This window comes from Streptomyces sp. NPDC017246 (assembly GCF_044331325.1).
Taxonomy (GTDB): domain Bacteria; phylum Actinomycetota; class Actinomycetes; order Streptomycetales; family Streptomycetaceae; genus Streptomyces.
Genome location: NZ_JBIRMW010000001.1, coordinates 465,802 through 485,665, shown reverse-complemented (window position 1 = coordinate 485,665; position 19,864 = coordinate 465,802). Strand labels below are relative to the sequence as shown.

The following is a 19,864-nucleotide window of genomic DNA, read 5'->3' as shown; positions in this document are numbered from 1 at the left end:
CCGGTCAGGCAAGATGGGTGTATCTGCCCACTCACTCCTTGCCGGACGGTTTCTCTTGGCTGAGTACATCTACACGATGCGCAAGACGCGCAAGGCGCACGGCGACAAGGTCATCCTCGATGACGTGACGCTGAGCTTCCTGCCGGGCGCGAAGATCGGTGTGGTCGGCCCGAACGGTGCCGGTAAGTCCACCGTTCTCAAGATCATGGCTGGCCTCGAGCAGCCGTCCAACGGTGACGCGTTCCTGTCGCCCGGTTTCACCGTCGGCATCCTCATGCAGGAGCCGAAGCTCGACGAGTCGAAGACCGTCCTGGAGAACGTGCAGGACGGCGCCGCCGAGCAGATGGGCAAGCTCAAGCGCTTCAACGAGGTGGCCGAGCTCATGGCCACCGACTACAGCGACGCCCTGATGGAGGAGATGGGCAAGCTCCAGGAGGACCTGGACCACTCCAACGCCTGGGACCTCGACGCCCAGCTGGAGCAGGCCATGGACGCCCTGGGCTGCCCGCCCGGCGACTGGCCGGTCGTCAACCTCTCCGGTGGCGAGAAGCGGCGTGTCGCGCTCTGCAAGCTCCTCATCGAGGCCCCGGACCTGCTCCTCCTCGACGAGCCCACCAACCACCTCGACGCCGAGTCGGTGAACTGGCTGGAGCAGCACCTCTCGAAGTACTCCGGCGCCGTCGTCGCGGTCACCCACGACCGCTACTTCCTGAACAACGTCGCCGAGTGGATCCTGGAGCTCGACCGCGGTCGCGCGATCCCCTACGAGGGCAACTACTCCACCTACCTCGACAAGAAGGCCACCCGCCTCAAGGTCGAGGGCAAGAAGGACGAGAAGCGCGCCAAGCGCCTCAAGGAAGAGCTGGAGTGGGTGCGGTCCAACGCCAAGGGGCGTCAGACCAAGTCCAAGGCCCGTCTCGCCCGCTACGAGGAGATGGCGGCCGAGGCCGACAAGATGCGGAAGCTGGACTTCGACGAGATCCAGATCCCGCCGGGCCCGCGTCTGGGCTCCATCGTCGTCGAGGTCGAGAACCTCTCCAAGGCCTTCGGCGACAAGGTCCTCATCGACGACCTGTCCTTCACGCTCCCGCGTAACGGCATCGTCGGTGTCATCGGCCCGAACGGCGCCGGCAAGACCACGCTCTTCAAGATGCTGCAGGGCCTGGAGACCCCGGACTCCGGCTCCGTCAAGGTCGGCGAGACCGTCAAGATCTCGTACGTCGACCAGACCCGCGCCAACATCGACCCGAAGAAGACGCTGTGGGCCGTCGTCTCCGACGAGCTCGACTACATCAACGTGGGTCACGTCGAGATGCCGTCGCGGGCGTACGTCTCCGCGTTCGGCTTCAAGGGTCCGGACCAGCAGAAGCCGGCCGGTGTCCTCTCCGGTGGTGAGCGCAACCGTCTGAACCTCGCGCTCACCCTCAAGCAGGGCGGCAACCTGCTGCTCCTCGACGAGCCCACCAACGACCTCGACGTCGAGACCCTGTCGTCGCTGGAGAACGCCCTCCTGGAGTTCCCCGGCGCCGCGGTCGTGATCTCCCACGACCGGTGGTTCCTGGACCGGGTGGCCACCCACATCCTCGCCTACGAGGGCGAGTCCAAGTGGTACTGGTTCGAGGGCAACTTCGAGTCGTACGAGAAGAACAAGATCGAGCGGCTCGGCCCGGACGCGGCCCGTCCGCACCGTGCCACGTACAAGAAGCTGACCCGAGGCTGAGCGTGCGCCACATCTACAGCTGTCCCCTGCGCTGGTCGGACATGGACGCCTTCGGGCACGTCAACAACGTCGTCTTCCTGCGGTACCTGGAAGAGGCGCGGATCGACTTCATGTTCCGGCTCGCGCCGGGGGACGGTTCCCCCTCGTTCTCCGGCGGGTCCGTCGTGGCCCGGCACGAGATCGACTACATGCGGCCGCTGGTCCACCGGCACGAGCCGGTGACCATCGAGTCCTGGGTGACGAAGATAGGCGCGGCGTCGCTGACGATCGCGTACGAGATCAAGGACCCCGAGGTCACGTACGTACGGGCGTCCACGGTCGTCGTGCCCTTCGACCTGGAGGCGCAGCGACCGCGCCGGATCTCCGCCGAGGAGCGCGAGTTCCTCCAGGAGTACGTCGACGACGGGATGACGTCCGCAGCATGACCGTGCTCGCGCCGCTGCACTTCGCAGACGCCAGGGAGGCGGCGGCCCTCGCCGCCTTCCTGACCCGGCTGGTCCACTACGACCGGGCCGCCGCCGTCCGCCTCCAGGCGGGCGGCGGAGCGCTGGCCGTCTTCGGCCGGCCGCCGTCCTTCGAGGCGCTCGCGATCCGCACGGCGCGACTCGTCGACGCCGTGGACCTCGATGTCACCGTCTCCGCCGGCGAACTCCTCGAAGGCATCGAGGAGTCGGCGGGCAAGGCGGTCGTCCCCGACTCCGTGACCGGACCGCCCTGGACGGGTGTCCTCCCGCCGCGGGCCGGCTGGCGGCCCGTCGCCGGGCTGCCGGGCGCCGCCGAGATGCGGGGCGCGGTCGCCGCGGCCGTCGCCGAGTTCCGGGCGCGGGACGAGGAGCTGCCCGAGGAGCGGCGCACCAGGGCCGAGCGCGAGCGCATCGGCCGCGAGATCTGGTCCAGGACCCTCGGCCCCACCGGACTGCCGCTGCGGGCGGTGCACGCGGCGCAGTCCCTCGGCTTCCTGCCGCCCGCGGACGCCGATGCCCCGGTCGCCCTCTTCGCCTCCGGGCCCTGGCTGCGGCTCCGTACCCCGTACGGCTCGATCGCCCTCCGTACGGTGTCCATGTCGCTGACCGTCACCCCCGGTCCCTCCGTGTGACGGCCGCCGTAGTCGAGGTCGACGGGCCGCTCACCGGCGACGAGCTCAACGTCCTCTTCCACGCGGCCTGGCCCGGGCACCAGGACGCCGACTTCGGTCCGGTCCTCGCCCGCGGTCTCCTCCGTGTCACCGCCCGGCGGGCCGGGAGGCTCGTCGGGTACGTGAACGTCGTCGGCGACGGTGGCGTGCACGCCTTCCTCCTCGACACCACCGTCCACCCCGACGAGCGTCGGCAGGGGCTCGGCGTCACCCTCGTCCGCGCCGCCGCCGAGGCCGCCCGGCAGCGCGGCGCGCACTGGCTGCACGTGGACTTCGAACCCCACCTCACCGCCTTCCACGAGCGGTGCGGCTTCCGGCCCACGGCCGCCGGACTCATGGCCCTGAACGCGCCTCCCGGTCCCGTCGGCCCGCCCGGCTGAACCGCCGCGCCCCCGCCGTCGCGACGGCGAGCAGCAGCACGGCGAGGAACCCCTGGCCCCACGGCGGGGCGGAGCCCTCCACCGCCGGTGCCACCCGCCGCCGCGGATCGTAGGCGACCCGGACCTCCCCGCCGTCCGGGGCGACCCGGCGGTCCTCCGACAGCTCGGCGGGATAGCCGCCCGGACAGCGCAGGGTGTGGCGGTACACCGTCCGCTCGCCGCCGCCCTCGCCGACCGACACGTGCCGTTCCTCGTGGACCTTCACGACGGCACAGTCCGCGACCGCCCCTCGCGAGGCGGTCCGATCGGCGACGGCCACCGTCAGGAGCAGCGCGCCGACCAGCGCGAGTGCGCCCCAGAGGCCCATGACCCCGTCGACGAGCAGGTAGTACGCGACCGCCGCGCCGAGGATCACCGCCCCGCCGACCGAGACCGCGACCGTGGTGGACGGCGCCGAGGCGGAGCCGAAGGACCAGGCGGACCAGGCGTAGACAGCGACCGCGCAGACCGCGGGCAGGACCGCGGCCGTCCAGCTCCCCGTGCCCCCGGGGCTTCCCGTACGCCCGGAACGCCCCGTACCCGTAGATGACATGGACATCACCCCCTGGTGGCTGGGACGTCCGGACGCGCCTCCCGGTTGCTCAGCGCTCCGCGTCGTCCGGCCACACCCCGATGTGGTCCTGTTCGAGCTCCAGGGCCACCCGGTGCTCCATACCGAGCGACTGCGTGTAATCGGCCGGGAGCTGGAGCCGGCCCGCGCGGTCGAGCATCGCGTACTCCCGCGCCACCAGCGACTCCATGCCCTGCTCGTCGACCTCCGTGCGACGCAGGACCTCCGAGGAGGTGCGGCCGTCGCGGATGGCGACCGTACGGCGCACCTCGGAGGCGACCGCCTGGTCGTGGGTGACGATCACGATCGTCGTGCCCAGCTCCTCGTTGGCGCGGCGGAAGGCCGCGAAGACCTGCTCGCCGGTGGCCGAGTCCAGCTCGCCCGTCGGCTCGTCGGCGAGGAGCACGGAGGGGTTGTTGGCGAGGGCGACCGCGATGGCCACCCGCTGCTGCTGGCCGCCGGAGAGCTGGTGCGGCCGCCGGTCGCGGGCGTCCGCGATCCCCAGCATCGAGAGAAGCTCCTCGGCCCGATCCGCCTTCTGCTTCGAACGGCCCCTCAACTGCATCGGGAGGGCCACGTTCTGGGCCGCCGTCAGATAGGGGAGGAGGTTGCGGGCGGTCTGCTGCCAGACGAAGCCGACGACCTCGCGGCGGTAGCGGAGCCGCGCCTTGCCGTCCATGGCGAGGAGGTCGCAGCCGGCGACCCGGGCCGCGCCGGCGGTCGGCACGTCCAGGCCCGCGAGGATGTTCATGAGCGTCGACTTGCCGGAGCCCGAGGCGCCGACCAGAGCCATCAACTCGCCCTCCTTCACCAGGAGGTCGAGCCCCTGGAGGGCCTGCACCTCCACCCCGTCCGTGGTGAAGATCCGGACCAGCCGGTCGCAGGCGATGAGCGCGTCATGACCGTACGAGGGCCGGTCGCGGTGCGCGGTCGCCCGCCGCTCCAGCTCCTCCAGGGTGGTGGTGTCCGAAGCGGTCCCCGGCGCACCGGCCCGGCTCGACGTGTCGGTCTTCGTCATCGTGCGTCTCCTGCCCTGAGTTCCTTGATCGAGCCCCTGCGTCCCGCCCACCAGGCCTGTCCCGCCGCCGCCACCGCCGTGATCAGGACGACCGCGATCGCGGGCACCACCAGCGACCACGGGTCGGCCCGCAGCGGAGCGCTGTCCAGCGTCGCGAACCCCGGTGTCGTGGCCAGCGCCAGCCGGAACAGGTCGATGCCCGGGGCGAGCAGCGGCACCGTCGCCCAGCCGACCAGCATGCCGCCGAGCGCCGCGAGGACCGCCTGCGGGAGCGCTTCGAGGCCGAGCAGCCGCCGCCCCTGCCGGCGGGTCAGTCCCATGGTCCGCAGCCGGGCGAGGAGCGTGGTCCGCTCCGGCGCGCTCTGCATCAGCGAGAGCAGCACGGCCACCACGGCGAACCCGGCACCCGCGCCGATCGCGCCGAGGTACATCCGCTCGGCGCCCGACTGGAGCGGCGAGTCCACATAGGTGGCCCGCTCCTCGGTGCGCATCGACACCAGCAGGGCGGCGGACTTCGCCTTCACCACGGCCCGCAGCGCGGCGCCGTCCTCCGGGCCCGTGACGAGCAGGGCCGTGTTCGCCCGGTGGGTGAGGTCGGCGGCGTTGACGAGGAGGAAGTCGGCGCCCTGCAGGGCCGGGGTGTTCGACCGGACCGCGACGACCTTCACCCGGAACACTCCGGCGGCCGTCACGATCTCCTGCGGCGAGCCGCCGAGCCGCTCGGCGACCGACGGCGAGGCGATCGCGGGCAGCACCCGCTCCGTGTCCGCGGCGACCTCCTTGCCGCCCTTCCCCGTGGACGCGAGCAGCGCCGCGGGGAACGGGCCGAAACCGGTCCGCTGCGCGAGCCGGGTGTACGAGTCCGGTTCGACGCCCACGAGCGCCGAGCTCATCGGCGGGGCGGAGGCGCCCTCGTGGGACGGCAGGGACACGCCGTACTCGATCTGCAGCGGCGCCGTGTCCCGTACCCCCGCCGTGTCGCGCACCGCCTCGACGAGGCCGGCCGGCAGCGGGGTCCACTCGACCGAGCCGTCGATCCGGGCGTCCGCGCCGGTCGCGAGGAGCGCGGCCCGGTCGCGGGCGTCGGCGACGCCGGCCAGGACCGAGCCGCCGAAGGCCGCCGTGGTCAGGGCGAGGACGAGTGCGAGCAGGGGCAGGGTGCCCGCCGAGGACGTGCGTCCGGCGCGGGCCAGGGCCAGCGGGCCGACGGCCCCGCGCAGCCGGCGGGCCGGGCGGCCCAGCCAGCGCAGCGGCAGTGGATAGATCCGTACGAGGACCATGGCGGCGATCAGGCCGACGAGCACCGGGGCGGCGCTCACCAGATGGTCCCCGGAGTCGCCGGTGCCCCGGAGCCGCAGCGAGGCGACCGCGCCCACGGCGAGGACCAGCAGGGTGAGTTCGAGGACCGTGCGGCGCCGGGAGGGGCGGGCGGTGAGCAGGTCGTCGCGCCCGCCGTGCAGCCGCGGGCGCCGGTGCAGGACGACGGCCCGCAGCGGCAGGACCAGCATCGCGAGCAGGGCGACGGCGGAGGCGGCGAGGACCGAGGGGAGCAGGGGGAGGCCGCCGGACCCGCCGTCCGGGCCTCGCACCGTGGTCACGGCCAGTCCCAGCGCGAGCGCCGCGGCCGGTACGGCGACCGCCGAGGTCTCGCCGAGCAGCCGCAGGCCGATGCCGGTGAGCGAGGCGCCCCGGGAACGGATCAGGGCGAGTTCGCTGTCGCGGCGGGCGACGAAGAGGCCGCCGGTCATGGCGAGGACGACCGCGGCGACCGCGCCGATCCCGAAGACGGCGACGGCCACGACCGGAGTGATCGCCTCGCGCATCGAGCCGTACGAGTCGACGATCGAGTCGAGGTCGGTGGTCAGCGCACCGGCGTCCCCCAGGACCTTGCGCATCCTGACCAGGTCGGGTCCGCCGGTCGCCGAGTCGAGCGCGGCGGTGATCCGGTCGGTGTCGCGCCCGGTGAGATGCCCGGAGACGGGCAGGAAGCGGAAGAAGATCTCCGGATCGCCGAGGGTGTTGAGCACGGCGGGCGCCGAGGCGGGGGAGAGGAGCAGGGCCCCCTGCCAGTAGTACTTGATCTCCTGGCCGACGAGCGGGGCGAGCACCGGGGTGCGGAGCAGCGGCTCCACGGCCCAGTACGGGCTCTCGGGGCCGCGCGGCTCCACGATCCCGGTGATCGTGAGGGCGATCGGCTCCGCGCTGAGCCGGCCGGGCACGTGGACGACGGAACCGGGCTTCAGACGCAGCGACTCGGCGGTCTTCGCGGTCACGACCGCCTCCGGCCGCTCGGCCGTGCCCGCGGGGAGCCGGCCCTTGCGCAGCGTGGTGTGACCGTTCAGGTCGGACGGGGAGGAGAGCACGAGCTCGGGGGAGATGCCGTCCGGTCGGGGCAGCCACGGGTCGAGCCCCTCGACCCGCTTGACCGTACGGACGCCGTGGACGGTCTCCTTCGGGTCGGTCCGCAGCGGCTCGGGCAGCAGGCTCCGGAGCTCGTCGCGCTGTCTCCCGAGGACCGAGGGGGAGACGTCCGCGTCGCGTGCCGACACCGGCAGCGCGGCGGTCACTTCGAGGACGCTGTTCCGGGGGGCGGCCGTCGTGATGTCGTGCCGCAGGCCTTCGGTCTCGTAGGCGTCCACGGCGCGGGGCAGCGCGGCCGCGAGATAGGCGGTGACGAGGACGAGCAGCGCGAGGGAGGCCGCGGCCCAGGGCGCGGTCCGCAGCCGGGTCCGCACCCAGGGCGCCACGGCGCGGGCGGGTTTGTCGGACCGGGACGACCGGGACCGGGGCATGTCGGGGGCCTTCCTGCGTACGGCGGGTGTGTCGGGGTTCTCCCTGCTCAGGTCGGGGTGCTCCCCGCTCGGGTCCGGGCGCTTCCCGTTCGGCTCGGGGTTCGCCCCGCTCGGGTCCGGGCTCTGCCCGCCCGCCTCGGGGTTCGCCTCGTTCGGGTCCGGGTTCTGCCCGGCCGTGCCGGACATCAGTTCTCCCCCTGGTGGCGGAGCGTCACGGCCGGGTCGGTGCGCCGCAGGGCGATCGCGGCGACCATCGCCAGCGGCAGCGCGGCGACGCCGGCGAGCAGGAGGGCCACCTGGCCGAGGGGCAGTTCGACCAGGACCGGAGGTACGGGCCGGGTGGCCTGGCCGGTCAGGACCACGAGCGGGACGACGGCTCTCACGAGGACGGCGCCGAGACCGATGCCCACGAGCAGACCGATGGCGATGAGGAGCCCCTGTTCGGCGGCGATCAGCCGGGCGAGGCGGCGGCGCGGTGCGCCCAGCGCCCGCAGGACGCCGAACTCGGCGGACCGTTCCCGCATCGCGCCGGCCGAGCCGACCGCGAAGCCGACGGCGGCGAGCGCGGCGGCGGCGGCAGCGACGGCCATGAGCGCGGCGTTGGGGCCGGCCCCGAGCGGGTCGCCGAGCAGCTCGGCGGCGGCCTCGTCGCGTACGAGGACCTGGGCGGGGTCGGCGTTGGGCCGGGCCCGCAGGGCCCTGGCGACGTCGTCGGCCCGGCCGGGTTCGACGGTCAGCCACCACTCGGTGGCCGCGACGCTCATGCCGTCGTCGGTGGACAGGTACTGGTTGACGGAGGCCAGGTCCAGGAGGATCGCGCCGCCGTCCTCGGGGGTGGCGGCGGGACCGGTCGCGGAGCCGGCCCGGCCGCCCGGGCCGGTGGTGGGCAGTTCCTCGACGACCTGTTCGACGGCGACGGCGACGCGGCGGCCGCCGAGGGCGACCTCGATCAGGTCGCCGGGCTCGGCGCCGGTCGCCGTCATGAAGGTCCCGGTGGCCACGGCGGACAACTGGCGGGGTGCCTTCGGACCGGGGGCGTTCATCTTCAGGTTGAACTCCTCGGTGGCCCAGTAGGGGACGTCGAGGGGTGCGCCGGTGACGGCGAAGGTGAGGGCGAACGGGGCGGGCCGGCCGCCCGGCTTCGCGGCGCCGGGGACGCCGGAGGTGGGGGTCTCGGTCAGGGCCTCGGCCTCGGACTGCTCGAAGGAGTGCGCCCAGGAGGTGAGGACCCGGCCGGGGGCGTGGACCTTCTCGCCGCCGTCCGCGCCGACGACGCCGAACCGCTCGACGTGCAGGGTCTGGGTGCCCTTCGCGCCGTCGGCGACCGTACCGGTGAACTCCAGCCCGATGAGGGTGAGCAGGCCGGCCGAGCCACCGGTGCCGTCGCCGCCGGATCCCGCGGTCAGGGCGCCGAGGTCGAGCGTCAGCCGGTGCGTCCGGCCGTCGTCGGGCAGCGGACCCAGGGTCTGCCGGTAGGGGACGCCGTTCGGGTCCTCCAGGACGGCGGTGACCCGGGCGGCGCCCTTCGGCTCGGCGAGCCGCAGGTCGGCGGTGAGCGTCCGGGTGCCGGCGGGCAGCGGGAGGCCGGGGCGGGTGGCGGCCTCGGGGGCCAGCGGGGAGACGAGGGAGCGGACGGGGACCTCGGCGAGGTCGGGGCGGAGCAGCAGACCGTCGGCGGCGTTACGGGTGTCCACGGCCAGCACGGTCGCGTTCTTCCCGGCCACGTCCATGGTGGTGCGGTGCACCGGTGCCACCGCGCGGACGCCGGGCACCCTGCCCAGCTGTTCGGTCTCGGTGGGCTCGCCGGGGCCGGCGCCCAGGACACGGACGGCCGAGCCGACACGGAAGTCGGCCTGGTCGCGCTGCGAACGCTCCCACGAGCCGCTCTGTCCGATGGCCAGCATGCCCATCGCCACGGCGAGGACGAGCAGCAGGACCGGGCCGGCGCCGCGCAGCGGCCGACGGCTGAACTGCCAGCCGGCGAGGGCGGCGGAGAGGCCGCGCCCGCCCGCCGCGCGCCGCTCCGCCAGCTTGGCGGCGGGCGGCAGCAGACGCAGCGTCAGGACGGTGCCGGCGAGCAGGGCGAGGGCGGGCGCGGCGACGAGCACCGGGTCGACGGAGCCGCCGCCGTCCCCGTCCGCGCCGAGGGTGCCCCCCGCGGCGGCGGGCCGCTGCAACTGCCAGTAGGCGACGGCGGCGACGGCGAGCAGTCCGAGGTCCGCGCCGGCCCGTACGGGGCCGGGGAGCGAGGCCGAGCGGGCCTTGCGCAGGGAGACGCCGGAGCCGTCCCCGGCGGCGAGGGCGGGTGCGACGACGGCCGCGGCGCAGCACAGGGCCACGGCGGCGGCGACCAGCCACACCTGGAGCGAGGGGGTCGTGTCGAGCCGTACGCCGAGGGCGGAGAGCGCGGACCGCTCGGCGAAGAGCCGGGTCAGGGGTCCCGACAGGAGCGGGGCGGCGATCGCGGCCGGCAGGGCGAGCAGCAGCGCCTCGGCGGCGGCGAGACCGGCGATGCGGCGCCGCGAACCGCCACGGGCCCGCAGCAGCGCCGTCTCGCCGGAACGCTCGGTGCTGAGCAGCCGGGCGACGAGCAGCAGCGCGTACGCGGCGAGGATCACCAGCTGGACGGCGACGATCAGCAGCGTGGAGCGGGAGACGAGCAGGGACCGCTGGGTCTGCTCCAGGACGGTCGGGAGTGCGGTGGACGCGCTGATCGTCGTACCGAAGCGGTCGGTGGCACCGGCCAGGGCCTTCGGGCCCTCGGTCGCGGTGGCGCGCAGGGCGTCGATGCGGTCGGTGGTGAAGCCGGTGAAGTCGGCGGAGCCGAGCCAGGACATCTCACCGGAGCTGAGCGCCCCGGAGGCGACGACGGCCGGGTCGACGAGGAGCGGGCCGTACGTCGTGAACGCGACGGTCCGGACACCGCGCCCGCCCGCCGGATCCAGCTGCCAGTACAGGTCGGCGGTGTCGACGGGCCGGTAGACGCCGGTGATCCGGGCCTTCAGCCTGCGGTTGTCGAGCCGGTCGGTCAGGTCGAGTACGGTCCCGGGGCCGATCCGCAGCCGTCGTGCCGCCTCCTCGGGCACCGCCGTCTCGACGACACCGGCCGTCCGGGTGGCCGAGGGCCAGGCGCCCTTGGCGAGGGAGAGCCGCGAGCGGTCGAGCGCGGCGAAGTGGGTGAGGTCGGGGTCGCCCTTACGGGCGGCGGGCGGCTGGAGACTCCGGGGCAGGGCGTACGGCCCCGAGCGTTCGAGGCGCCGTACGGTCACGGGCAGCCCGTCGAAGGTCTTCCGCATCCCCTCCTGGACGGCCTCCTCGGCACTGGCCCGCCTGGCGGCGGGCACCTGCCCGCTCACCAGCAGCGACGCGGCGGCGGCCGACCGGCCCCGCAGCCCGGCCTGGAGCGCGGCGTCCCCGATCGCCCCGGAGAACGAGGCGAGGGTGGCGAGCACCGAGGTCGTCAGGAGCACGGCGAGCAGCGCCGCGGAGAGCAGCAGCCGGTGCGCCCTGACACGCAGAAATACGAACCCCGTCACCCATCCCCCTGGCCACCCTGATCACGGTGCGCACGTCGAACATGTTCCGAACGCTCCCGAAACTTCTCTCGGATGCTTTCAGAGTGCATGTGCCGCTGGAAACCGCTTGCGGGCCCACCTTGATGCGATCGTGACCGTTATTCGGGGTTCCGGCTCCGGAATGTGTCCGTCCATGCCGGGCGGGACGGCGCGGGGGCGCGAAAAGGGCGGCGGGGGAGGGTGAAGGGAGGAGGAAGGGAGGGAAGAGGGGAAGGGGAGGGAGAGGGGAGTGAAGGGCCGTCAGCCGGCCGTGTTCACCATCGTGGCCGCCGCGTACGTCAGGTAGCGCCACAGTTCCCGCTCGTGCTCGGGGGCCAGGGCGAGCTCGTCCAGGGCCGCGCGCATGTGGAGGAGCCAGGCGTCGTGGGCCGCCTGGTCCACGGTGAACGGTGCGTGGCGCATCCGGAGGCGGGGGTGGCCCCGGTGGTCGCTGTAGGTACGCGGGCCGCCCCAGTACTGCATCAGGAAGAGCGCGAGACGCTCCTCGGCCGGGCCGAGGTCCTCCTCCGGGTACATCGGGCGCAGCAGCGGGTCCTCCGCGACTCCCTCGTAGAAGCGGCGGACCAGACGGCGGAAGGTCTCCTCGCCGCCGACCTGCTCGTAGAAGGTCTGCTCCTGCACTGTTTCCCCGGGAATCTCGTTCACCGTTCCATCGTCTCAGATGCCCCGCCCTAGGACTTGAGGCCCAGGACCGCTCGCCGGGGCCGCCGGGCGGCGGGAGAGTGGAGGCATGGGTGAGCTGCGGGACGAGTTCGCCGAGGCCGGAGCGCGGGCGCGACGGGCCCTCGTGCGGATGGTCGAGGCGGACGGCGAGCTGACCGATCCCGCCTGGCGGGAGGCCTTCGCCGAGGTCCCGCGCCATCTCTTCGTCCCGTACTACTACGTCCCCGGGACCGGCGGCTACGAGCGGCTCTGGTCCGGCGACCCCGATCCCGTCCGGCGGGACCGCTGGCTGAGCGGGGCCTACGAGGACACCGCGATCGCCACCCGGGTACGGGACGGGGAACTGGTCTCCTCCGCCAGCCAGCCCTCCCTGATGGCGCTGATGCTCCAGGCCCTGGACGTCCGCGAGGGCGACGACGTCCTGGAGATCGGCGCCGGGACCGGCTATCACGCGGCCCTGCTCTGCCACCGCCTCGGCGAGGAGCACGTCACCACCGTCGACCTGGACGAGGAGATCGCCGAGTCCGCCAGGACCCATCTGGCCGCCGCCGGGTACCGGCCGACGGTGATCGCCGCCGACGGCGCCCGCGGCTGCCCCGGGGGCGCGCCCTACGACCGGATCGTGGCGACGTGCGCGGTGCCCTCGGTCCCGTACCCCTGGCTCGCCCAGTGCGGGACCGGCGCCCTCGTCCTGACCCCGCTCTCCACCGGGCTCCTGCTGCTGCGGGTGCACGACGCCACCCACGCGGAGGGACGGTTCCTGGAGACGTCGGCGTACTTCGTGGCGCTCCGGGGCGTCGCCGGCCGGGTCCCGCGCCACGGCCCCGCCGGGGACGAGCGCTTCCGCTTCTTCTGGGGCCTGGTGGACCGGGCCCTGGACAGGAACGAAGCGCTCTCGCTCTGGCTGCGCGAGGGGCGGCCGGAACGGGAGCGCTTCGGTGTGACGGTCAGCGGCGACCGGCAGTGGGCCTGGCTGGACGACCCGGCGGGGCCGTACGCCTGGCCCCTGGCCGGTGCCTGAGGCGGCTGCTCAGCCCCGGCGGATCGTGATCGTCGTCCAGGCGCCGACGTGCACCCGGTCGCCCTCCTGGAGCGGGACCGGGACGTAGGGCTGGATCGGCTCCTCGCCGCCGTTGATCGTGGTGCCGTTGGTGGAGTTCTGGTCCACCACCGCCCACGAGCCGTCCGGCTGCTGCACCAGCACGGCGTGCTGGTGCGAGACGCCCGGGTCCTCCGGCGGCACCGACAGGTCGATGTCGGGGGACTCGCCGGTGGAGTGCCGGCGGCGGCCGATGGAGATCTGGTTGCCCTGGAGCGGCAGGTGCTTGTCCGGCGAGTACGCGGGCAGGTTCAGGCCCCCGGCCTCGGGACCGCTGCGCTGCATCATCGCCATGAAGTAGTCACGGTCCGGGCCGATGACCGCGGTCCACGACAGCGGCTGCTGCGGCGGCTGGTACTGCTGCTGCGGGGGCGGCGGCGCCTGCTGCTGGTACTGCCCCTGCCCCTGCCCCTGGTGCTGTTGGGGCGGCGGAGCCATGTGCTGCGGGGGCCCCTGGTGCTGCGGGGCCTGCGGCGGCTGGTGCTGCTGCGGGGGCGCCTGGTGCTGGGACGGCGGCGGAAGGAGCCAGTCGTCGTCCGCGCGGGGCTGCGGCGGCGCGGGCGGCGCCGGGGCCTGGGCCGGAGCGGCCGGGGCCTGGAGGTACGCCGGAGGCTGCTGCTGCGCGGGAGGCTGCTGCGCCGACGGGCGCTGCGGCGGTGCCTGGTGGTGCGTGGGGTCGCCGCCCAGCGGCTCGGCCGGGCGGTTCACCTGCGAGGGCCGCGAACCCTGGTAGTCGAACGGGTCGTGCGGCTGCTGCTGCCCCTGCGGGGGCGGCGGCGTGGACTGGAAGCCCGGCGGCAGGTTCAGACCGGGCGGCGGGCCCTGCTGGCGCTGCGGGGACGGGACGTTCTGCGGGGCCACCGGCGTGTAGGAGGTGGCCGTGTTCGTGAGGAAGTTCCAGCGGCACTCCTCACAGAACGGCGCCATGTGCTCGCGCGGGGTACGGCACTGCGGGCAGAGCTCCGCCTGGGCCGTCGCGTTCGGGTCGCCGCCGGCGCCGAAGCCACCGGAAGCGGGGGGCGGAGCACCGTGGCCGCCGGGACCACCCGGGCCGCCGTAGCCACCGGGCGCGCCGGGGCCGCCGTAACCACCGGGGCCGTCGGGGTTGCGGTAGCCGCCGGGGCCCTCGGGGTTGCCGTAGCCGCCGGGCGCACCGGGGCCGTCGGGCGAGCCGTAGCGGCCGGGGCCTTCGGGGGAGCCGGGCGGCGGGCCCGTCGGGGGCTGGCCGGGGCCACCGGGGCCGGGATATCCGTACGCGGGGGGCGGCGGCGGGGGAGGCGGCGGTACGGCACCCGTCGGCGCACCCGCCCCGGCCATGCGATGGCCGCAGACCTCGCACCAGTCGTCGGAGACCGACTGGTGTCCGTTCGGGCAGGTAGGCATGTCGGTGCTTCCCCCTCTCGTCGTCCGGCCCGCTGGCCGGGCTACCTCTTGACGCGAACGGTCTTGGTGGAGCGGGTTTCGAGTGTCATCTCGTCCGCTTCCGCGACCTTCGCCTTCAAACGCACAGTACCGGTCGCCGCATCGACGACGTCGACCACCTTCGAAAGCAGTTTCGCCGTATCCGCGTTGCCGGAGGCCGCCGCGAGCTGCACGGCGCGGCCCAATTTGGCCGTCGCGCCGTCGCGATCGCCCGATTTGCGGGCATCGAGCCCCTGCTGGATGACGTCCGCGAGCTCGGCCTGGCCCGTGTAGTGCGCGACCTGCGGGTTGATCGAGGTCGACATCGCCAGGTCGTCGGTCCACACCGCCCGTACCAGTCCTTGGGACAGCGGCCGCGGGTCGCCGCCCAGCGGGTCCGGCGCGAGGAGGGAGACCCGGGCGGCGAGCATCTCCTGGCCGACCACGGCCTGCGGCACCCGCACGCTCACGTGGTAGTCGCGGGACTCGTCGCCCCACGAGCCCGTCGGGTAGTCCCCGGCGCGGGGCCCGGCCTCCGTGCGCCGTCCGGTCAGGTCCTCGACCGTCGGCGCCACCTGCTTCACGAAGGCGATCTCCACCCCGACCGGCGTCCACAGGCGCAGGGCGACGTCCGCCACGCCCTTACCCATCGCCTTCTCCATCATCGTGGTGAAGTCGACGGCGAGGGAGGCCGGGTCGGCGACGATGTCGGCGGTGCCGAGGAGCGCCGAGGCGATCCCGGTGACCTCCTTGACCTCCCAGTCGGTGCCCACCCCCCGCGCGTCGCAGGTGAAGCGGCCCGCGCAGGCGTCGAGCGCGGCCCGCAGCTCCTCCGGCGACTCGTGCTCGTTGCGGCCGTCGGTGAGCAGGATGCCGTGCCGGATGCTGAGCTCGGTGGAGGAGAGCAGCCGGTCCGCGAGGCGCAGCCAGGTGCCGATCGCCGTGCCGCCGCCCGCGCTCAGCCGGCGCAGCGACTCCTTGGCCTCGGCCCGGGTGCGGGCGTCGGCGACGGCGAGGCGGCCGTTCCCCGGGTAGACCTCCTTCGCCACGTGCGTACCCGCGACGACGGCGAAGGCGGTGCCGTCGCGCAGGGTGTCGACGGCGGCGGCGGTCGCCTCCCGGGCGCCCCGCATCTTGGTGGAGGGGTAGTCCATCGAGCCGGAGCAGTCGACCATGATCACGACACCGGCCGCGCCGGCGCCCCCCGGGGCGAACAGCCGCTGATCAGTGGTGCCGCCCCCGGTGGAGGTGACCGTGACGATCGCGCTCACGTCCCGGCCGCCCTCGGGCAGGAACTCGTTCTGGTAGACGTCCACCGAGAACTGCGGCACGGTCGACTTGGAGAAGTTCGCCATCTGTTACGGCTCCTCGGACAACAGCGGTGAAGGGACGGGGATCGGCGACCGCTCAGGCGGATCCTGCCCCTTGGGGTTCGACGGTGAACGGCACGAGCGCGACCGTGATGTTGTCGTGGCCTCCGCCGTCCAGGGCGTGACCGACCAGCACCTGGGCGCTGTGCAGCGGGCGGTCCGACGCGTCGGCCGGGACGACCCGCGCCATGTCCTCGGCGCCCTCCGCGTAGTTCCACAGGCCGTCGGTGCAGACCACCACCACACCGGACCGGTCCGGCTTGAACGCGGCCGTGTGCGGCTCCAGTTCGTACGCGTCGGCGCCGAGCCAGCCGGTGATCGCGTGCGCCCGCTCGTCCGCGTACGCCTCCGCCTCGTTCATCAGGCCCGCCGCGACCATCTGCGCGGCCCACGAGTCGTCCTCGGTGAGCCGGGCGGCCGGGGTGGCCCGGTCGTCCGGCACCCAGTAGACCCGGCTGTCGCCGACCCAGCCCACGATCAGCAGGCCGTCGGCGACGACGGAGCCGACGATGGTGCAGGCCGGGGCGTTGCGATGGCGGTGCGGATCGTGCTCCGCCCCGTCCTGGCCGGGCTCCTCCGCGAGGGAGTTGACGGCCTCGGCGGCGGCCACGATGGCCTCGTGCATGGCCTGCTGAGGGTGGGTGCCCCGGGGCAGCGCGGCGAGCAGCGAGGCGCCGGCCGCCTCGGCGGCGGCGGCGGAGGCCTCGTCGGGCCGGGTCGCCGAGGACACGCCGTCGCAGACGATGGCGAGGGTGGCGGGGGAGCCGTCGGGGAGCGTGGTCGCCGAGACGGCGAACGCGTCCTCGTTACGGTGATGGCGCAGCCCCCGGTCACTGACGGCGGCGACGCTGCCGAGCTCCCGCTCCATGTGGTCGCGCTCGCGGGGCTGCGCGTGTCCGCAGTTCTCGCAGTAGCCGTCGGTGTCCACCCGGCCGGCCCGGCAGGCCACGCACAGGGCGGAACCGGCGGCCGGGGCGGAGACGGCGGCCGGTGCGGGCGCGGGTGCGGGTGCGGGTGCGGGCGCGGGTGCGGCGGGCGCGGCCGCAGCCGGTGCCTGAGCCGCGGCCGCGACCGGTGCCTGAGCCGCGGCCGCTGCCGTCGGGGCCGGAGCCGCCGGGGCCGGGTCCGCCCGTACCGCCGTGCGCGGGTCCGGGGCGGCCAGCTCGAAGTCCCCGCTGCCCGTCGTGGTCTCCCCGGCGGCGACGGGCGGCACGGGCGGCCCGTCCGTGCGGACCGCCATCGTGGGCAGATCACGGCCACCGGAGTCGGTGCCCGGGAGGTCGCCCGGGTGCTGGGTCAGGGTGGACAGCGAACCGGCGTCCCGGGGAGGGGCGTCCGGCCAGGCCACGGGGGCGCCGATGGCCACGGTGGGGCGGTCCGGCTCGACACCGGCGACCGGCACGGCCGTCAGGTCGTGGCCGCAGGCCCCGCAGAACCGGTCACCCGGCTCAAGGGGTTCCGTGCAGTCAGGGCAGGCGGTGAGACCGTGCGACGGCTTCGGCTTCTGGGACATCCTCACACCCACGTCCGGGGACGGAAGCGGTTGGCCCGCTCCACCAGTTCGATCCTCTCCTCGCCCTGCTGGGCGAGCCGGGCCAGTACCCGGTAGGAGCGTTCGAGGCCGAAGCGCAGTCCGCGCTCGTCCAGTTCACTCCCGAGCAGCAGCACGCCGCCGCCCTCTTCCGCACCGGGACTCCCGGAGAGTACCCAGTCGAGGGCCGTCCCGAGGACCTCCGTCGACAACCGTTCCCGTCGCACCGCGTCCAGACCGAAGCCCTGGAGCGCGGAGACCTGCGCGGCGGCCGCCGTCAGATCGGCGCCGAGCGGCTCCCACGCCGGGCGCCGCCGCAGCCGCGCCCGCACGGTCGCCACCCGGGCCGCCGTGTAGTGGATCGAGGCCTCCGGCACGGATTCCAGGGTCCGTACGGCTCCGGTGCGGTCGCCCGCCGCGAGCTGCACCCGGGCGAGCCCGAAGGCCGCGCTGACGAAGCTCGGGTCGGTGGCCCACACCAGGCGGTAGTACTCGGCGGCGTTGTCCAGCTGGCCGAGGACCTCGGCGCAGATCCCGAGGGCCAGCTTCGGCGACGGCTCGCCGGGGAATGCGTCGTACACCGCGTCGAAGGCGAGCGCCGCGTGCTCGTGGTCACCGGTGACCAGGGAGGTGACTCCCCGGTACCAGACGACCCGCCAGTCGTCCGGGTCCCGCTCCTCCAGACCGGCCAGGGTCCGGACGGCGGACGGCAGGTCGCGCAGCTCCAGCTGGGCCCGCAGCGTGCGCAGCCGCAGCTCCGCGGAGGGCGCGGGCGCGGCCTGGAGCGCGGCGAGCAGTTCACCGGGCGCGGCGGCGGCCAGACCGGCGAGGAAGCCGGCGTTGGGGTCGCTCGTGTCGACGCGCGGCACGGGCAGCGCGAGCGCTGTGCCGGGCGCGTCGAGCGGCGCGAGCAGCTCCCCGAGCCCGGGCCCCCCGGCGGAGGGCCCCGCACCGGTCGGTCCCGTGCCTGGCCCGGCGGAGGGCCGCGCACCCGGAACCGCACCCGGAACCGCACCCGGCAGCGCGGGCTGCCTGCGGCCCCTGCGGGCCCCGAGCAGCGACACGTCCTCCGTCAGCTCGGCGAACAGGGTCGTGTCCGTGACCCGTACCTCCGTGCCGAACAGCGTCGAGAGCGCCGGACGCGGCCGCCCCGACTGCAACGCCACCACCTCCCGCAGCACACCCGTCAGCTGCTCCGCCATCTCCTGCGCGGAGGCGAACCGGCGCGCCGGGTCCGGGTCGGTCGCGCGGACCAGGAAGCGGTAGAAGGACTCGTACGTCCGGAAGACCGTGATGTTGTCCGGGTCGGGCAGCGAGTCCACGAAGACGTTCGTGTAGCCCTGGAAGTCGAAGGCCATCACCGCGAGCGTGCGCGCCACCGTATACAGGTCGCTCGCCACCGAGGGGCCGACCTCGGCCACCTCCGGCGCCTGGTAGCCGACCGTGCCGTAGATCGCGGACTCGTCGTCGTCCATCCGCCGGACCGCGCCCATGTCGATGAGCTTCAGCTGGTCCTCGGACTGGATGGCGTTGTCGACCTTGAAGTCGCAGTACAGCAGGTTCCGGCTGTGCAGGTGCCCCAGCGCCTCCAGCGCCTCGATGCCGTACGCGCAGGCCTGCTCGACCGGCAGCGGATCGCGCCGGCCGTCCGGGGTGCGCCGGTCGTTCGCGATCTCCTTGAGCGACTTGCCGCCGACGTACTCCATGACGATGTAGCCGTCCATGGAGCCGGTGCGCTGGTCGAGATGCTCGACGAAGTTGTAGATGCGGACGATGTTGGAGTGCTCGATCTCGGCGAGGAAGCGGCGCTCGGAGATCGCGGCGGCCATGGCGTCCTGGTCGCCGGTGTCGAGGAGGCCCTTGAGGACGACCCACCGGTCGGAGACGGCCCGGTCGACGGCGAGGTAGACCCAGCCGAGACCGCCGTGCGCGAGGCAGCCCGCGACCTCGTACTGGCCGTGGACGATGTCGCCGCCGCGCAGCTTCGGCACGAAGGAGTAGGGGTGCCCGCACTTGGTGCAGAAACCCTCCGTGCGGCCCGGCCGCTCGCCCCGCGAACGGCCCACCGGGGCACCGCAGTCGGAGCGGGAGCAGAATCGCTTCCGCTCGGGAACCTCGGGGTTCTCCATCACCGCGCCGCGCGGATCGGGACGCGGCACCTCCGGGATCGACACCAGACCCGCGCCCAGCCGGTTCCTGGCGGACTGCCCGGTCGACGTCCCCGAGCTGCGCACCGACACCGAGCGGGACGTGGAGGCCCCGGAGAGCGAGCGCGAGAGCCGCCCGGAGACCGAACGCCGGGAGGTGGACGAGCGCGACGAGGCCCGCGAGGACGCCCGCGAACTGCTCCGCGAGGAGCTGGAGTCCGGACCGCCGACACCGCCCGTGCCCGTACCCCTGCCGGGCACGGCCATCCCCGTCGGCGTCGAGCCGATGAGCCCGCCGGGCGCGACCACCGGGGCGAGCCCACAGGTGTCGCAGTACAGCTCGCCGCCTCCCATGTCCTCGTACGAACCCTCGCACGAAGGACGCTGACAGCTCCCCACGCCCGTCTCCCCGCTCACCACTGT

14 protein-coding genes are annotated in these 19,864 nt (G+C 74.2%); 5 read left to right on the top strand and 9 right to left on the bottom strand.

Annotated elements, in window-relative coordinates; translation table 11 throughout:
* Positions 1 to 55 precede the first annotated feature (55 nt).
* The 4 genes from ettA to ACH4MY_RS02190 are packed head-to-tail and all read left to right on the top strand — an operon-like array spanning position 56 to position 3,235.
* On the top strand, positions 56 to 1,720 hold the full coding sequence (ettA, locus tag ACH4MY_RS02205; RefSeq protein WP_266891988.1) for an energy-dependent translational throttle protein EttA: 1,665 nt from the start codon (positions 56 to 58) through the stop codon (positions 1,718 to 1,720).
* Positions 1,721 to 1,722: 2 nt separating this feature from the next.
* Positions 1,723 to 2,145: an acyl-CoA thioesterase gene (locus tag ACH4MY_RS02200; protein WP_397996257.1), complete on the top strand. Its 423-nt coding sequence runs from the start codon at positions 1,723 to 1,725 to the stop codon at positions 2,143 to 2,145.
* Positions 2,142 to 2,816 (top strand): hypothetical protein, encoded by a 675-nt coding sequence (locus tag ACH4MY_RS02195; protein ID WP_397996254.1) that lies wholly within the window; start codon positions 2,142 to 2,144, stop codon positions 2,814 to 2,816. Before ACH4MY_RS02200 ends, ACH4MY_RS02195 begins: the two co-directional genes overlap by 4 nt.
* Positions 2,813 to 3,235 carry a GNAT family N-acetyltransferase gene (locus tag ACH4MY_RS02190; protein ID WP_397996251.1) on the top strand — a complete coding sequence of 141 codons (423 nt, stop codon included), beginning with the start codon at positions 2,813 to 2,815 and terminating at the stop codon, positions 3,233 to 3,235. Before ACH4MY_RS02195 ends, ACH4MY_RS02190 begins: the two co-directional genes overlap by 4 nt.
* Here the strand turns inward: ACH4MY_RS02190 and ACH4MY_RS02185 are convergent.
* From ACH4MY_RS02185 to ACH4MY_RS02165, 5 genes are all read right to left on the bottom strand, one after another.
* A complete protein-coding gene (locus tag ACH4MY_RS02185; protein ID WP_397996248.1) occupies positions 3,189 to 3,827 on the bottom strand; it encodes a hypothetical protein in 639 nt (212 codons plus the stop codon). The two genes, ACH4MY_RS02190 and ACH4MY_RS02185, sit on opposite strands and share 47 nt — an antisense overlap.
* A 49-nt stretch (positions 3,828 to 3,876) precedes the next feature.
* A complete protein-coding gene (locus ACH4MY_RS02180; protein ID WP_397996245.1) occupies positions 3,877 to 4,863 on the bottom strand; it encodes an ABC transporter ATP-binding protein in 987 nt (328 codons plus the stop codon).
* Positions 4,860 to 7,655, bottom strand: a complete 2,796-nt coding sequence (locus tag ACH4MY_RS02175; protein WP_397997358.1) for an FtsX-like permease family protein — start codon at positions 7,653 to 7,655, stop codon at positions 4,860 to 4,862. The genes ACH4MY_RS02180 and ACH4MY_RS02175 overlap by 4 nt, the downstream gene beginning before the upstream one ends.
* Positions 7,656 to 7,840: 185 nt before the next feature.
* A complete protein-coding gene (locus ACH4MY_RS02170) occupies positions 7,841 to 11,191 on the bottom strand; it encodes an FtsX-like permease family protein (protein WP_397996242.1) in 3,351 nt (1,116 codons plus the stop codon).
* Between the two features lie 279 nt (positions 11,192 to 11,470).
* On the bottom strand, positions 11,471 to 11,875 hold the full coding sequence (locus ACH4MY_RS02165; protein ID WP_397996239.1) for a globin: 405 nt from the start codon (positions 11,873 to 11,875) through the stop codon (positions 11,471 to 11,473).
* Between the two features lie 85 nt (positions 11,876 to 11,960).
* Here ACH4MY_RS02165 and ACH4MY_RS02160 point away from each other — a divergent pair, with 85 nt between their 5' ends.
* The gene (locus tag ACH4MY_RS02160; protein ID WP_397996236.1) at positions 11,961 to 12,914 is read left to right on the top strand and encodes a methyltransferase domain-containing protein; all 954 of its coding nucleotides are present in this window, start codon (positions 11,961 to 11,963) and stop codon (positions 12,912 to 12,914) included.
* A 9-nt stretch (positions 12,915 to 12,923) separates the two neighbouring features.
* Here the strand turns inward: ACH4MY_RS02160 and ACH4MY_RS02155 are convergent, their stop codons facing one another.
* Genes ACH4MY_RS02155 through ACH4MY_RS02140 form a run of 4 tightly spaced genes read right to left on the bottom strand, consistent with a single transcriptional unit; the run spans position 12,924 to position 19,795 of the window.
* Complete coding sequence (locus tag ACH4MY_RS02155; protein WP_397996233.1) at positions 12,924 to 14,375, bottom strand: FHA domain-containing protein; 1,452 nt, start codon at positions 14,373 to 14,375, stop codon at positions 12,924 to 12,926.
* Between the two features lie 41 nt (positions 14,376 to 14,416).
* Positions 14,417 to 15,748 carry a VWA domain-containing protein gene (locus ACH4MY_RS02150; protein ID WP_397996229.1) on the bottom strand — a complete coding sequence of 444 codons (1,332 nt, stop codon included), beginning with the start codon at positions 15,746 to 15,748 and terminating at the stop codon, positions 14,417 to 14,419.
* A 52-nt stretch (positions 15,749 to 15,800) separates the two neighbouring features.
* Positions 15,801 to 17,276: a protein phosphatase 2C domain-containing protein gene (locus tag ACH4MY_RS02145; protein WP_397996225.1), complete on the bottom strand. Its 1,476-nt coding sequence runs from the start codon at positions 17,274 to 17,276 to the stop codon at positions 15,801 to 15,803.
* A 2-nt stretch (positions 17,277 to 17,278) separates the two neighbouring features.
* Positions 17,279 to 19,795, bottom strand: coding sequence for a tetratricopeptide repeat protein (locus ACH4MY_RS02140; RefSeq protein WP_397997356.1), 2,517 nt, complete (start codon positions 19,793 to 19,795; stop codon positions 17,279 to 17,281).
* Between the last annotated feature and the right edge of the window lie 69 nt (positions 19,796 to 19,864).

What these genes read in the sequence shown, in the direction of transcription:
- ACH4MY_RS02195 (WP_397996254.1), top strand. Translation starts at nt 2,142, where the DNA reads ATGACCGTGCTCGCGCCGCTGCACTTCGCAGACGCCAGGGAGGCGGCG.
- ACH4MY_RS02185 (WP_397996248.1), bottom strand. Translation starts at nt 3,827, where the DNA reads ATGTCATCTACGGGTACGGGGCGTTCCGGGCGTACGGGAAGCCCCGGG.
- ACH4MY_RS02180 (WP_397996245.1), bottom strand. Translation starts at nt 4,863, where the DNA reads ATGACGAAGACCGACACGTCGAGCCGGGCCGGTGCGCCGGGGACCGCT.
- ACH4MY_RS02175 (WP_397997358.1), bottom strand. Translation starts at nt 7,655, where the DNA reads ATGCCCCGGTCCCGGTCGTCCCGGTCCGACAAACCCGCCCGCGCCGTG.
- ACH4MY_RS02160 (WP_397996236.1), top strand. Translation starts at nt 11,961, where the DNA reads ATGGGTGAGCTGCGGGACGAGTTCGCCGAGGCCGGAGCGCGGGCGCGA.
- ACH4MY_RS02155 (WP_397996233.1), bottom strand. Translation starts at nt 14,375, where the DNA reads ATGCCTACCTGCCCGAACGGACACCAGTCGGTCTCCGACGACTGGTGC.
- ACH4MY_RS02150 (WP_397996229.1), bottom strand. Translation starts at nt 15,748, where the DNA reads ATGGCGAACTTCTCCAAGTCGACCGTGCCGCAGTTCTCGGTGGACGTC.
- ACH4MY_RS02145 (WP_397996225.1), bottom strand. Translation starts at nt 17,276, where the DNA reads ATGTCCCAGAAGCCGAAGCCGTCGCACGGTCTCACCGCCTGCCCTGAC.
- ACH4MY_RS02140 (WP_397997356.1), bottom strand. Translation starts at nt 19,795, where the DNA reads ATGGGAGGCGGCGAGCTGTACTGCGACACCTGTGGGCTCGCCCCGGTG.